The 13,605-nt window shown below is 61.8% G+C and carries 12 protein-coding genes; 4 read left to right on the top strand and 8 right to left on the bottom strand.

The features are described from left to right. Nucleotides 1–36: 36 nt before the first annotated feature. From FQ668_RS20425 to puuE, 3 genes are read right to left on the bottom strand one after another with little or no spacing between them, the layout of a single operon-like run. Nucleotides 37–540, bottom strand: coding sequence for an ureidoglycolate lyase (locus tag FQ668_RS20425; RefSeq protein ID WP_003254333.1), 504 nt, complete (start codon nt 538–540; stop codon nt 37–39). Nucleotides 541–589: 49 nt separating this feature from the next. Then, complete coding sequence (gene uraD, locus FQ668_RS20420) at nt 590–1,105, bottom strand: 2-oxo-4-hydroxy-4-carboxy-5-ureidoimidazoline decarboxylase (protein ID WP_010955031.1); 516 nt, start codon at nt 1,103–1,105, stop codon at nt 590–592. After that, nucleotides 1,105–2,031: an allantoinase PuuE gene (gene puuE, locus FQ668_RS20415; protein ID WP_019438553.1), complete on the bottom strand. Its 927-nt coding sequence runs from the start codon at nt 2,029–2,031 to the stop codon at nt 1,105–1,107. The genes uraD and puuE overlap by 1 nt, the downstream gene beginning before the upstream one ends. A 400-nt stretch (nt 2,032–2,431) precedes the next feature. On the opposite strand from puuE, the gene uraH reads away from it, so the two are divergent. After that, a complete protein-coding gene (gene uraH / locus FQ668_RS20410; protein WP_003254328.1) occupies nt 2,432–2,785 on the top strand; it encodes a hydroxyisourate hydrolase in 354 nt (117 codons plus the stop codon). Nucleotides 2,786–3,313: 528 nt separating this feature from the next. Here the strand turns inward: uraH and FQ668_RS20400 are convergent. After that, a complete protein-coding gene (locus FQ668_RS20400; RefSeq protein ID WP_230678101.1) occupies nt 3,314–4,633 on the bottom strand; it encodes an NCS2 family permease in 1,320 nt (439 codons plus the stop codon). Between the two features lie 312 nt (nt 4,634–4,945). Between FQ668_RS20400 and FQ668_RS20395 the strand changes: the two genes are divergently transcribed. Together FQ668_RS20395 and aqpZ are read left to right on the top strand one after the other, a co-directional pair. Beyond that, nucleotides 4,946–5,701, top strand: a complete 756-nt coding sequence (locus FQ668_RS20395) for a GntR family transcriptional regulator (protein WP_014590204.1) — start codon at nt 4,946–4,948, stop codon at nt 5,699–5,701. Nucleotides 5,702–5,852: 151 nt separating this feature from the next. Further along, the gene (aqpZ, locus tag FQ668_RS20390; protein ID WP_014590205.1) at nt 5,853–6,551 is read left to right on the top strand and encodes an aquaporin Z; all 699 of its coding nucleotides are present in this window, start codon (nt 5,853–5,855) and stop codon (nt 6,549–6,551) included. Here the strand turns inward: aqpZ and guaD are convergent. The 4 genes from guaD to xdhA all read right to left on the bottom strand — a co-directional run bounded on the left by guaD (nt 6,548) and on the right by xdhA (nt 12,674). Next, on the bottom strand, nt 6,548–7,852 hold the full coding sequence (gene guaD / locus FQ668_RS20385; protein WP_019438555.1) for a guanine deaminase: 1,305 nt from the start codon (nt 7,850–7,852) through the stop codon (nt 6,548–6,550). The two genes, aqpZ and guaD, sit on opposite strands and share 4 nt — an antisense overlap. 10 nt (nt 7,853–7,862) lie before the next feature. Then, a complete protein-coding gene (gene xdhC / locus FQ668_RS20380; RefSeq protein WP_014590207.1) occupies nt 7,863–8,708 on the bottom strand; it encodes a xanthine dehydrogenase accessory protein XdhC in 846 nt (281 codons plus the stop codon). Between the two features lie 119 nt (nt 8,709–8,827). After that, a complete protein-coding gene (gene xdhB, locus FQ668_RS20375) occupies nt 8,828–11,227 on the bottom strand; it encodes a xanthine dehydrogenase molybdopterin binding subunit (RefSeq protein WP_019438874.1) in 2,400 nt (799 codons plus the stop codon). Then, nucleotides 11,220–12,674: a xanthine dehydrogenase small subunit gene (gene xdhA, locus FQ668_RS20370; RefSeq protein ID WP_014590209.1), complete on the bottom strand. Its 1,455-nt coding sequence runs from the start codon at nt 12,672–12,674 to the stop codon at nt 11,220–11,222. Before xdhA ends, xdhB begins: the two co-directional genes overlap by 8 nt. Before the next feature lie 268 nt (nt 12,675–12,942). Between xdhA and FQ668_RS20365 the strand changes: the two genes are divergently transcribed. Further along, nucleotides 12,943–13,602, top strand: coding sequence for a GntR family transcriptional regulator (locus tag FQ668_RS20365; RefSeq protein ID WP_010955022.1), 660 nt, complete (start codon nt 12,943–12,945; stop codon nt 13,600–13,602). Nucleotides 13,603–13,605 lie beyond the last annotated feature (3 nt).

Genomic DNA, 13,605 nt, shown 5'->3' with positions numbered 1-13,605 from the left:
CCTCTGCCAGTCACCGAGAAGATGACTGACCTTTTCTTATTGGTGGGGATTGAGGATCAGCATCTGTTCCTCGGTGAAGTAATGCTCATCGCAGTTGTTGCCAGAACCACTGCGATCAACCACCAGGAAATCATCCCGCTTTTCGATCGTCAGCACCGGGTGGTGCCAGACGCCGCGATGGTAATTAACGCCCTGCCTGCCATTACTGCGGAAGGCTCGGACCAAGCCTGATACAGGTGCATCGCCAACGGGCGCGACCACGATCAGAAAGGGGTTGCCGAGCAGCGGGATGAAAGCCTGGCTGCCCAGCGGATGGCGTTCCAGCATGCGCACGGTCAGCGGCATGTCCTGCGCGTCGGCGCGGAAGATGCTGATGATCGCCTTGTCTTCAGGCTCGGCGGTTTCGACCGTGGCGAGCTTGTGAAAGCGCATGGTCGAGCCGTTGTTGATCATGAAGTGGTCGCTGCCGTCGGTTTCGATCACGTCTCCGAACTGGGCGAAGGCTTCTTTGGTCAAGGGCTCGATCATCAGGGTGCGCATGCGGTTATCTCTTCTATTGTTCGTTTTCTGAATAAGGTTCGGCTGTTGCTTACAGCTGCAGCAGGCGGAACAGGGCGATCAGGTTGATCTGCGCCAGGGCTTCCTTGAATTCGGCATCGGCATCGTTGTGGATGCGCTTTTCAAAGGCGGCGAGAATCTGGTGCCGGTTGCTGCCCTTCACCGCCATGATGAACGGGAACTGAAACTTGGCTTTATAGGCATCGTTCAGCTCGGTGAAACGGGCGAACTCCTCGGCGGTGCACTGGTGAATGCCGGCGCCAGCCTGTTCGTTGGTGCTCGATTCGGTCAGCTCGCCCTGGATGGCGGCCTTGCCGGCCAGGTCCGGGTGAGCGTTGATCAGCGCCAGCTGGTCGGCGTGGTTGGCGCTGAGCAGGATGTCGCTCATGCGCTGGTGCAGCGCCTCGATCTCGTCCAGCTCGCCCAGTTGGCCCAGGTCATAGGCTTTTTCCGCAACCCACGGCGAGTGCTCGTAGATGTCGGCGAAGGCCTTGACGAAGGCGTCACGGTCCAGGGTGGATGGTTTGAGGGTATTGAAGGCGGTCATCAGGCGTTCTCATTCTTGTACGGGTGGGTGGCGTGCCAGTGGCGGGCGATATCCACGCGACGGGCGAACCAGACCTGGTCATGACTTTTTGCGTAATCGACGAAGCGCTTGAGCGCAGCCAGGCGTGCCGGCCGGCCGACCAAGCGGCAGTGCAGGCCGATGGAAAGCATTTTCGGTGCGTCGGCGCCTTCGGCGTACAGCACATCAAAGGCGTCTTTCAGGTACTGGAAGAACTGCTCGCCGCAGTTGAAGCCCTGTACCTGGGTGAAGCGCATGTCGTTGGTGTCCAGGGTGTAGGGGATCACCAGGTGCGGCTTGCCGGTGGGGTTGTTCGGCTCCCAGTAGGGCAGGTCGTCGTCGTAGGTGTCGCTGTCATAGAGGAAGCCACCTTCTTCCATCACCAGGCGGCGGGTGTTCGGGCCGGTACGGCCGGTGTACCAGCCCAGCGGGCGCTCGCCGGTGAGTTCGGTGAGGATACGGATGGCTTCGAGCATGTGCTCGCGCTCCTGGGCCTCGTCCATGTTCTGGTAGTCGATCCAGCGGTAGCCGTGGCTGCAGATCTCATGGCCGGCTTCGACCATGGCGCGGATCACGTCGGGGTGGCGCTGGGCGGCCATGGCCACGGCGAAGACGGTGAGTGGCACGCCGCTGTCCTTGAACAGCTTCAGCAGGCGCCATACACCGGCACGGCTGCCGTATTCATACAGCGACTCCATGCTCATGTTGCGCTGGCCCTGCAGGGGTTGGGCAGCGACCATCTCGGACAGGAAGGCTTCGGATTCCTTGTCACCGTGCAGGATGTTGCGTTCGCCACCTTCCTCGTAATTGAGGACGAAAGACAGCGCGATGCGGGCGTTACCCGGCCATTGCGGGTGAGGAGGGTTGTTGCCGTAACCGATCAGGTCGCGAGGGTAATCAGCGCTCACTGCAGTCTTCCTTCTTGTGCGTTAGTGCGGGGGGTGGGCGGGCCGCGTCGGTATGTCGCACCACCGGATGGGCTGATTGTATACAACTTCTGAAATCTTTTGTAAGCCTGTTTTTCCGCATTTCTTCCCTTTTGTCGCCTGACAGCGACCTGGAAATACAGTGCAAGAAACCTGCCTGATTGGTCAGCTAATGAGGTTGGCATCGTTATGGTGCGTGTATTTGCGACCGATGGGTGGTTTATGGGCAGCAAATGGAGGGTGTGACAGAGGGGATCAAAAAATTGTGTACAATCCTTGGGTAGAATGTCTTAATAACGTCATTCCCGCCTGCCGCAGGCGCTAAGCTGGTGCGATGGCTGAGTATTTTTTGCCCACAGATTGAACAAAGAGGCGACACGCAATGGGACGTTTGACCACACACGTACTGGATGCCGCGCATGGCTGCCCGGGTAGCTCGATCAAGGTCGAGCTGTACCGCGTTGAAGGCCAGCAACTGGAGCTGGTGAACACTGCCCTGACCAACAGCGATGGCCGCGTCGACGCGCCGCTGCTGCAGGGGGACGATTACCGCACTGGCGTTTACCAGTTGCAGTTCAGCGCTGGGGATTACTACCGCGCCCGTGGCGTGCAATTGCCGGCCCAGGCGTTTCTGGATGTTGTCGTGCTGCGCTTTGGCATCGACGAGTCGCAGGAGCACTACCACGTGCCGCTGCTGATTTCGCCGTACAGCTATTCGACCTATCGTGGAAGCTAGTTGGTCGCTAGAAGAATCTTCGTAGGTCCTTTGGCCCGCTCTCACACTGGCGGGCTTTTTTTCGTCTGCTGTTTTTTGCATTGCCTGTGCCGGCCTCTTCGCGGGTAAACCCGCTCCTACACGACGGCCTGTGCCCAACCCCCGACATGTGTGTCCACCACCGATCAGGTGTAGGAGCGGGTTTACCCGCGAATACGGTGGCGGCAGCAACGGTGAACGGCGGGTGGAGATTGGCCAGCAGGGCCGGCCTCTTCGCGGGTAAACCCGCTCCTACGGGGGGACCGCGCAGGCCTTTCCAATGTTAAGCAAGATAGTGGCTCCTACGTCTGTTTCGGGCCATTTGACGCAGTGGGATTTGCGCGTGAATGCCTTGGCGCATGGAGCCATATCGCGGCGTACCAGCACGGGGGGGCGCGTCCCTCGCATTAATGGCCCGAAACAAGCGTAGGAACGACCTTGTTCGCGATGCGCCGCGCGGGCGGCGCTCGATTTCGAGAACACTGGAAATCTAAAGCCAAGCGCCCTCGGTCAGAGGAACACGAACTTGGCAATGAAGATCGCGCACAGCACCCACAGGCTGGCCGAGATTTCCTTGTACTTGCCGGTACCCGCCTTCAATGCCACATAGCTGATGAAGCCCAGGGCAATACCATCGGCGACCGAGAACGTCAGCGGCATCATGATCACCGTGACGATCGCCGGAATGCTGTCTGTGGCCTCATCCCAATGGATGTGCGCCATGCTGCCCATCATCAACATTGCAACGTAGATCAGCGCACCTGCTGTCGCATAGGCCGGAATCATCCCGGCCAGCGGTGCGAAGAACATCGCGGCGATGAACAGCAGGCCTACCACCACAGCCGTCAGGCCAGTTCGGCCACCTGCGGCAACCCCCGCAGCACTCTCCACATAGCTGGTCACTGGCGGTACACCGACCACCGCGCCGAACACACTCGAGGCACTGTCAGCCTTCAACGCTTTCGACAGGTTCTCGATACGCCCGTCCGGCGCCACCAGGTTGGCCCGTTGCGCGACGCCCATCAGGGTGCCGGCAGTGTCGAACATGTGCACGAAGAGGAACGCCAGCACCACGCTGATCATGCTGACGTTGAACACGCCAGCCACGTCCATGGCCATCCAGGTCGGCGCCAGGCTCGGCGGCATAGACACCACCCCGCCAAACTTGACCAGGCCCAGGCCCCAGCCGGCCAGGGTGACGCCAATGATGCTGATCAGGATCGCGCCGAATACCCGCTTGTAGCTGAGGATGGCGATCAGCAGGAAGCACACGGCCGCCAGCAGCGGCCCCGGCTCATGCAGCGAGCCCAGCTTGATCAGGGTGGCGGGGCTGTCGACGACGATGCCTGCAGTCTTCAGGCCGATCAGCCCGAGAAACAATCCGACGCCGGCCCCCATGGCATGGCGCAGGCTGACCGGGATGCTGTTGAGCAGCCATTCGCGCACTTTCGACAAGGTCAGGAACATGAACAGCACGCCCGAGACGAATACCGCCCCCAGCGCCGTTTCCCAGTTGTAGCCCATGGTGCCAACCACGGTGTAGGTAAAGAAGGCATTGAGCCCCATGCCCGGCGCCAGGCCCACCGGCCAGTTGGCGTACAGGCCCATCAGCAGGCAGCCCAGCGCGGCGGCGATGCAGGTGGCGACAAAAGCGGCACCATGGTCGATGCCGGCGTCGGCCATGATGTTGGGGTTGACGAAGATGATGTAGGCCATGGTGATGAAGGTGGTCACCCCAGCGATCATTTCGGTTTTGACAGTGCTGCCGTGTTGCTTGAGTTTGAAAATCCGCTCCAGCCAGCTCGTTTCGAGCGGTGGGGCAAGATCCAGCGTAGGGGCTTCGGATTTGCGGCTTTCCACAGCGAGTACTCCTCAAGTCGTTCTTGTTGTTATGGAGCCAGTTTCCTGAGCGATGCACTTGGCGGCTCCGCGGGGAAGGCAGACGTCTGACCGTTTTGTTGACTTATGGGTCAAGAAGTTGCTCGGTGGATTATGCTTTTGTGTACAAATAAAGCAAATAATGTTTTATGTTTTGTATGCGCAATGTGTCGTACAACGGCTATATAGGTAAAACGCCCCCTGCGGAATCGCCTCAGCCTGTGTACAATGGCGCCATACTTTCTCTTCGTGCCTCGAGAGCCCATGAACGAACAGCTGCAACCTCTGAAGAAACCTGCACGAGTCGGCAAGGCCGGCCGCAGCGGTACCCAGGACGACATCGTCTACGCGCATATTTTCGAGGCGATCCTCGAGCAGCGTCTGGCTCCGGGCACCAAGTTGAGCGAGGAAGCGCTGGGCGAGATCTTTGGCGTCAGCCGCACCATCATCCGCCGCGCCTTGTCGCGCCTGGCCCACGAAAGCGTGGTGCTGCTGCGGCCGAACCGCGGTGCGGTGGTGGCCAGCCCGACCGTCGAAGAGGCGCGCCAGGTGTTCTTCTCACGGCGCATGGTCGAACGCGCCATCACCGAGTTGGCGGTGCAGCATGCCACCCCCGAGCAGCTCAACGAGCTGCGGCAGATGGTGCGCGAAGAGCGCGACAGCTTCTCGCGCGGTGACCGGGGTGCCGGCATCCGCCTTTCCGGTGAGTTCCACCTCAAGCTGGCCGAAGCGGCGGGCAATGCACCGCTGGTGAGTTTCCAGCGCAGCCTGGTCTCGCAGACTTCGCTGATCATTGCCCAGTACGAAAGCGGTAACCGCTCGCACTGCTCATACGATGAACACATGCAGCTCATCGATGCCATCGAGGCGCGCGATGCCGAGCAGGCCGTGAGCCTGATGATGCATCACATGGACCACATCGACAGCAAGCTGAACCTGGACGAGGAGAGCGCCTCGGACGATTTGCATGCCGTGTTCTCGCATCTGTTGAAAAAACCCAAGGTTTCCGTCAAGGGTTGATCGTTTGCCTGCGTGATCGAGGGGCTGCAAGGCAGCCCTTCCAGCCACTACTGGCCATAACCCAAAGGTCTGCTAAATTCTTGTGAGCAAACCTTCATCAAGCAGTTGGGCTTGCGCATTCGTTGCGTTCAACTTCTTGAGGAATGGATTCATGAGCATGTCCCTGGGTAAACGCATGGGGGCCGAACTGATCGGCACCTTCTGGCTGGTCCTTGGTGGCTGTGGCAGTGCGGTACTCGCAGCCAGTTCCCCTCTCGGCATCGGTGTGCTCGGTGTCGCCTTCGCCTTCGGCCTCACCGTACTGACCATGGCCTTTGCCATCGGCCATATCTCTGGTTGCCATCTAAACCCTGCTGTGTCGTTCGGGCTGGTGGTAGGCGGGCGCTTCCCGGCCAAAGAGCTGCTGCCTTATGTGATCGCCCAGGTAATCGGTGCCATTCTGGCGGCCGGTGTGATCTACCTCATCGCCAGCGGCAAGGCCGGTTTCGAGCTGTCTGCGGGGTTGGCTTCAAACGGCTACGCCGACCACTCGCCTGGTGGCTATACGCTGGGTGCGGGTTTTGTCAGTGAAGTGGTAATGACGGCGATGTTCCTGGTGGTCATCATGGGGGCGACCGACGCCCGCGCACCGGCAGGTTTTGCACCCATCGCCATTGGCCTGGCCTTGACCCTGATCCACCTGATCTCGATCCCGGTGACCAATACCTCGGTCAACCCCGCGCGTAGCACGGGGCCGGCCTTGTTCGTCGGTGGCTGGGCCCTGCAGCAGCTGTGGCTGTTCTGGGTGGCGCCGCTGATCGGTGCTGCAATCGGCGGCGCGCTGTATCGGGGCCTGGCGAAAGAACCTTAGCGCTGGTGCACGCACCGCCCGGCGGCGTAGGTTTCACGTACGGTACGGTCATCGCCCAGGGTGGTGAGCACGAACAAGGTTTCTTCAATGCTGTTGGACTGCTGGATACGGTAGTCCAACAGTGGTGTGGCCTTGTAGTCCAGCACCACGAAGTCCGCATCGTTGCCCGGGCGCAGGCTACCGATACGGTCGTCCAGGCGCAGTGCGCGGGCGCCGCCGAGGGTGGCCAGGTACAGCGATTTGTACGGATGCAGGCGCGCGCCTTGCAGCTGCATCACCTTGTATGCCTCGTTCAGGGTGTTCAGCAGAGAGAAGCTGGTGCCGGCGCCAACGTCGGTACCCAGGCCCACGTTGACCTTGAATCGCTCGGCCTGGGGCAGGTTGAACAGGCCACTGCCGAGGAACAGGTTGGAGGTGGGGCAGAAGGCCACGGCCGAGCCGGTTTCGGCCAGGCGTTGGCACTCTTCGTCGCACAGGTGCACGCCGTGGGCAAACACCGAGCGCTCGCCCAGCAGCTCGAAGTGATCGTAGACGTCCAGATAACCTTTCTGCTCGGGGAACAGCGACTTGACCCAGTCGATTTCCTTGAGGTTTTCCGACAGGTGCGTGTGCATGTATACGCCCGGGTGCTCCTTGAGCAATTGGCCAGCCAGGGTCAATTGTTCCGGCGTGCTGGTTGGGGCGAACCGCGGGGTAACGGCATAATGCAGGCGGCCCTTGCCATGCCAGCGCTCGATCAGTGCCTTGCTTTCGGCATAGCCCGATTCGGCGGTGTCGGTCAGGTAGTCCGGCGCGTTGCGATCCATCATTACCTTGCCGGCGATCAGGCGCAGGTCCAGGCGTTCAGCCTCTTCGAACAGGGCATTCACCGACTCCGGGTGCACGCTGCCGAATACCAGCGCAGTGGTGGTGCCGTTGCGCAACAGTTCCTTGAGGAAGATCTTCGCCACCTGGTCGGCATGGCCTTTATCGGCGAACTGCTTTTCGCAAGGGAAGGTGTAGGTGTTCAGCCAGTCCAGCAACTGCTCGCCGTACGAGCCGATCATGCCGGTCTGCGGGAAGTGGATGTGGGTATCGATGAAGCCTGGGGTGATCAGCGCGTCCTGGTAGTGCTCGACCGGGATGCCGGCATCCAGCGTCGGCAGCAGTTCACTTGCGTGCCCAACGGCGCTGATGCGGCCATCGTCGACCACCAGCAGGCCGTCTTCGTAGTATTCATGGGAAGCCTCCAGGCCCACCTCGGCCGGGTCGGCAATGCTGTGCAGGATGGCGGCACGGTAGGCTTTGCGGGTAACGGTCATAACACACTCGTCAAATGGCTTGGCTGCGCCGGGAGGGCGGCAGCAACTGGGCAATGGGGCCGGCATTGGCGGCAGCGTCGTGCTGGCCGAAGCAGGCGTTGTAAGTGGCAATGATTTCACCGGCGATAGACACGGCGATCTCGATGGGCAGCTTGCCCTTGACCTCGGCCAGGCCCATCGGGCAGCGCATGCGTGCCATCACGGCCTCCTCGAAGCCTCGCTCGCGCAGGCGGTGCTCGAACTTGACCCGTTTGGTCTTCGAGCCGATCAGGCCGAACCAGGTGAAATCGTTGCGCTTGAGAATGGCGGCGGTCAGTTCCAGGTCGAGCTGGTGGTTGTGGGTCATGACGATGCAGTAGCTGCCGGGTGGCAGGTCCGCGACTTCGTCGACCGGTTCCTCACTGACGACCTTGGTCACCCCTTTGGGGATGAGTTCAGGGAATTCCTGTTCACGCGAGTCGATCCAGCGCACCCGGCAGGGGAGCGCGGCGAGCAAGGGTACCAGAGCCCTGCCGACATGGCCCGCGCCGAACACGGCGATCTGCGCCTGTACCGCGGCCATCGGCTCGAACAGCAGCACGGTGGCGCCGCCGCAACACTGGCCCAGGCTGGCACCGAGGCTGAAGCGCTCCAGGTGCGGGGTGGTGCGCTGCTCTTCGAGCATCTGCCGGGCGATGTGCAGCGCCTTGTATTCCAGGTGGCCGCCGCCGATGGTGTCGAACAGGCCGCTGGCGCTGACCACCATCTTCGAGCCTGCGTTGCGCGGGGTAGAGCCGCGCTCCTCGATGATGGTCACCAGCACGCAGGCTTCGCCACGGGACTGGTGGTCGGCGAGGGCGTTGATCCATTGGTGCATGATGCAACCTCTCTAAGCCATGCTGCCGACCCTTGTAGGAGCGGGTTTACCCGCGAATGCGGCGGTGAAGCCACTATCGCATTCGCGGGTAAACCCGCTCCTACGAGGGCCTTGCGTTGTCAGTGGATAATGGTTTCCAGTTCCAGTTCGTTCGACTGTGTTTCAGCCACCGCCTTGCGCATCTGCTCGCAGCCCCACAGCACCCGCTCCGGCGTAGCTGGCGCATCCACCTGCGGCTGCACGCGGTAATCGGCCAGGCTGGCCACGGCATCCTTGATTGCACACCAGGCTGCAATGCCGAGCATGAACGGGGGCTCGCCCACGGCCTTGGAATGGAATACGGTGTCTTCCGGGTTCTTGCGGTTCTCCACCAGCTTCACCCGCAGGTCCAGTGGCATGTCAGCCACGGCCGGGATCTTGTAGCTGGCCGGGCCGTTGGTCATCAGCTTGCCTTTGGCGTTCCACACCAGCTCTTCGGTAGTCAGCCAGCCCATGCCCTGGATGAAACCGCCCTCCACCTGGCCGATGTCGATCGCAGGGTTCAGCGAATCGCCCACGTCGTGCAGGATGTCGGCGCGCAACATCTTGTATTCGCCGGTCAGCGTGTCGACGATCACTTCCACGCAGGCAGCGCCAAAGGCGAAGTAGTAGAACGGCCGGCCGCGGGCCTGGCTGCGATCGTAGAAGATCTTCGGCGTGCGGTAGAACCCGGTGCTGGACAGCGACACCTGAGCGAAGTAAGCCTGCTGCACCAGTTGCTCGAAGCTGACGATCTGGTCGCGCACCCGCACATGGCCGTTGCGGAACTCGACGTCTTCCTCGGTCACTTGATAGTGCCGTGCGGCAAACTCGGTCAGGCGGCGCTTGAGGATTTCAGCCGCGTTCTGCGCCGCCTTGCCGTTCAGGTCGGCGCCGCTGGAAGCAGCCGTAGGCGAGGTGTTGGGTACCTTGTCGGTGTTGGTGGCGGTGATCTGGATGCGGCTGAAATCCACCTGGAAGATCTGCGCCACCACCTGGGCCACCTTGGTGTTCAGGCCCTGGCCCATTTCGGTGCCGCCGTGGTTCAGGTGAATGCTGCCGTCGGTGTAGATATGGATCAGTGCACCGGCCTGGTTGAGGAAGGTGGCGGTGAACGAAATGCCGAACTTGACCGGTGTCAGTGCCAGGCCTTTCTTCAGGATCGGGCTGTTGGCGTTGAAGCGGCGGATCGACTCGCGTCGCTCGGCGTAGTCGCTGCTGGCCTCCAGCTCGGCGGTCATCTCTTCGAGCATGTTGTGCTCGACGGTCTGGTAGTAGTGGGTGACGTTGCGTTCGGTCTTGCCGTAATAGTTGGCCTTGCGCACGGCCAGCGGGTCGCGGCCCAGATGACGGGCGATATGGTCCATGACCTGCTCGATGGCGACCATACCCTGTGGGCCGCCAAAGCCGCGGTAGGCGGTGTTGGAGGCGGTGTTGGTCTTGCAGCGGTGGCCGTGGACGGTGGCATCGCCCAGGTAGTAAGCGTTGTCGGAGTGGAACATGGCACGGTCGACGATCGAACCGGACAGGTCGGGCGAATAGCCACAGTTGCCGGCCAGGTCGAAATTGATACCGTGCAGCCGGCCGTTGTCGTCGAAGCCCACGTCATACTCGACGTAGAACGGGTGGCGCTTGCCGGTCATGGTCATGTCTTCGACCCGCGGCAGGCGCATCTTGGTTGGTTGGCCGGTCAGGCGCGCGATTACCGCGCACAAGCATGCCGGGCTGGCGGCCTGGGTTTCCTTGCCGCCAAAACCGCCGCCCATGCGACGCATGTCCAGTACCACCTTGTTCATCGGCACGTCGAGCACTTCGGCGACCAGTTTCTGCACTTCGGTGGGGTTCTGCGTGGAGCAGTAGACGATCATGCCGCCGTCTTCGGTAGGCATGACCGAGGAAATCTGCGTTTCCAGGTAGAAGTGCTCCTGGCCGCCGATGTGCAAGGTGCCCTGAATGCGATGGGGGGCGCTGGCCAGAGCAGCAGCCGAATCGCCGCGCTGATGGGTGTGGCTATCGAGCACGAAGTGCTTCTTGCGCAGCGCCTCGACCACGTCCAGCACCGGTTCCAGGTCTTCGTACTCGACGATGGCGGCCATGGCCGCCTTGCGTGCGGTTTCAAGATCGCGGGCAGCGACAGCGAGCACCGGCTGGCCGAAGAACTCGACCTTGTCGATGGCCAGCAGCGGGTCGCCGGCCACCACCGGGCCGATGTCCTTCAGCCCGGGGATGTCTTCGTGGGTGATGGCGATACGCACACCCTCGAAGGCATAGCACGGCGTGGTGTCGATGCGCAGGATGCGCGCATGGGCGCGGTCGGCGGTACGTGCATACACATGCAACTGGTTAGGGAATTCCAGGCGATCGTCAATGTACAGCGCCTCCCCCGATACATGCTTGTCGGCGCTGTCGTGCTTGACGCTGCGGCCGACACCGGTGGTCAGGTCCTGGCTGAACAGTTCGGCCATCTCGGCCTGGTTCTTGGCTATGTGATGGTTAGACATAAGCGGTCACCCGGGTTTCGATGTGCGGCGTTTGCTGTTCGATGAAGTACTTGCGCAGCAGGTTCTGCGCGGTCAGCAGGCGGTATTCCTTGCTGGCACGGAAGTCGCTGAGCGGGGTGAAGTCCTCGGCCAGGGCCTGGCAGGCGCGCTCGATGGCGGCCTGGTTCCACGGCTTGCCGCGCAACGCTGCCTCGCAGGCGCGTGCGCGCTTGGGAATCGCCGCCATGCCGCCGAAGGCGATACGCACACCGCTGACCACTCCGTCTTCGATGCTGAGGTTGAAGGCTGCGCACACGGCGGAGATGTCGTCGTCCAGTCGCTTGGACACTTTATAGGCGCGGAACGCCCAGTCACTGGAGACGCGCGGTACGATGATCTTCTCGATGAACTCGCTGTCCTGGCGAGCCGTGATGCGGTAGTCGATGAAGTAGTCTTCCAGCGGCATAACCCGTTGGCGTTCACCCTGGCGCAGCACCACCTGCGCGTCCAGGGCGATCAGCAGGGGGGGCGAGTCGCCGATTGGCGAGGCGTTGCCGATGTTGCCACCGAGGGTGCCCTGGTTGCGGATCTGCAGCGAGGCGAAGCGGTGAAGCAGTGCCCCGAAGTCAGGGTACTCCTCATTCAGCGCGGCGTAGCAGTCAGTCAGCGGCGTGGCGGCGCCGATCTCCAGATGGCTGGCGGTTTTCTCGATGCGCTTGAGTTCTGCCACGTGGCCGACGTAGATCATCACCGGCAAGGTCTTGTGGAACTGGGTGACTTCCAGCGCCAGGTCGGTACCACCGGCCAGCAGTCGCGCTTCGGGGTGCGAACTGTACAGGTCAGCCAGATCCGCCACGGTCAGCGGCACCAGGCAGCGCTTGTCGCCGCTGTTCAGCTCGCCGGTCTGGGTCGGGGCAATCGCCTTGAGGCGGCTGATGGTTTGCGCCTGCTGGGTATCGAACTGGTCGCGGCAGGGCTGGCGGCAGCTCTGCTCGGCGGCGTCGAGGATCGGCCGGTAACCGGTGCAGCGGCACAGGTTGCCAGCCAGGGCTTCCTGGGCCTGGTGCAGGTCAGGGCCGCTGCTGTTCTTTTGCAGGGCAAACAGTGACATGACGAAGCCGGGCGTGCAGAAGCCGCATTGCGAACCATGGCAGTCCGCCATCGCTTGTTGAACGCTGTGCAGTTGACCCTGTTGTTTGAGGCCCTCGACACTGATCAGTTGCTTGCCATGCAGCGACGAGACGAAGGTCAGGCACGCGTTCAGGCTGCGGTAGCGCAGGCTGTCGTTACCCAGGTCGTCCTGGATCAGCTCGCCGACCACCACGGTGCAAGCGCCGCAGTCTCCACTGGCGCAGCCCTCCTTGGTGCCGGTTTTGCCCAGGTGCTCGCGCAGGTACTGCAGCACCGTCATGTTAGGGTCCAGGGCGTGCTCACTACGCAGCTCCTGGTTGACGAGAAACTGGATCACGGGGATGGCCTCGCAATGGTTTTATTGTTGTTGGGCGGACTCTAAGCAAGACCTGTCTAGCAGGTCAATATTTTTCTGACTCAAGGGTCAAGAAAATGCACATGTCCATGCCCAGCCGCACACACTGCCTCTATTCCAAGCATAGATCGCGCCGGGCGCGTGGCTGTCTGAAAGGTCAAATAAACCACCTGGCCCCTCTGCGCGATTACCGCCCAAGTACGCTACAATTCGCCCCTTGTGCCCAGTTCAATGATTTTGAAGGAAAACCATGACGTTCAAGGCCCCGGACAGCCTCTCCGAGCAGATTGCCGATTACCTGGCCGAACGCATCATCCGCGGCGAGCTGGCGCCAGGCGAACGTATCCAGGAGCAGAAAGTTACCCAGGCGCTCAACGTCAGCCGCGGCTCGGTGCGCGAAGCACTGCTGATCCTCGAACGCCGTCATCTGGTGGCGATCCTGCCGCGCCGGGGCGCCCATGTGACCCAGCTGGATGAGCGCAGCGTTCGCAGCCTGTGCTCGCTGATGGGCGAGTTCTACATCCTGCTGGGCAATGCAGTTGCGCAAAAATGGCGCACCGAAGCCGACCTGCGCCCGTTTCTGGAAATCCAGCAGCGGCTCCAGCGTGCCCATGACCAGCTCGACATCAAGACCTTCGTCGCCGACAGTTTTGCGGTCATGCGTGCGGCCTATCCCTTCGCCGACAACCCGTTCCTGCAGGAAACCGTGGAAAACCTGCAGCCGGCCATGAGCCGTGCCTATTACCTGTCGCTGGACCAGCGCCAGGCCAACATGATCGACTATCTCGACCTGTTCGCCCGGCTGCTCGAAGCCGTGGTCTCGCGTGACCTGCCGCGCATTCGCGAGGTGCTCACCGCCTATGGCCAGCGCAGCTGCGAACTGGTGCTGGCGGCACTGGCCAGAGGCTGACCG

The sequence above is a fragment of the Pseudomonas sp. Kh14 genome (assembly GCF_900291005.1).
Classification (GTDB): domain Bacteria; phylum Pseudomonadota; class Gammaproteobacteria; order Pseudomonadales; family Pseudomonadaceae; genus Aquipseudomonas; species Aquipseudomonas alloputida.
Note: the sequence above shows the minus strand (reverse complement) of the source record. Positions and strands in the feature narration are given on the sequence as shown.